Source organism: Rhizobium ecuadorense (genome assembly GCF_001187535.1).
Lineage (GTDB): Bacteria > Pseudomonadota > Alphaproteobacteria > Rhizobiales > Rhizobiaceae > Rhizobium > Rhizobium ecuadorense.
This window is the reverse complement of sequence record NZ_LFIO01001328.1, coordinates 1-240: the sequence shown is the minus strand read 5'-3', so window position 1 is coordinate 240 and position 240 is coordinate 1. Positions and strand designations below refer to the sequence as shown.

The 240-nt window shown below is 54.2% G+C and carries 1 pseudogene; it reads right to left on the bottom strand.

Features of this window, described 5'->3' with window-relative positions:
* Nucleotides 1–240 (bottom strand): annotated as a pseudogene (locus tag AF337_RS28880) (polysaccharide biosynthesis tyrosine autokinase); the annotation flags it as partial.

Sequence of the window (240 nt, the reverse complement as noted above, 5' to 3'; positions counted from 1 at the left end):
CATCGATATTGCCCGCCACAGTCTCGGCAGCGCCTCGCCGCCTCATTTCCGGATCAGGTGCGACGGCTGCGTCATCGGCAAACCACGACCGAAAATTCATGAAGGATTTCATAGTCGAGACAGAAAAAAGCGAGCTTTTCGGTCCCATGAACTCCGGATTGTCGACGAGTTTCAGCTTGTCGACGACGGCATAGGCGATGGTGTCAGACTTCAAAAGCTCGACCTGACTGAGGACAGTAC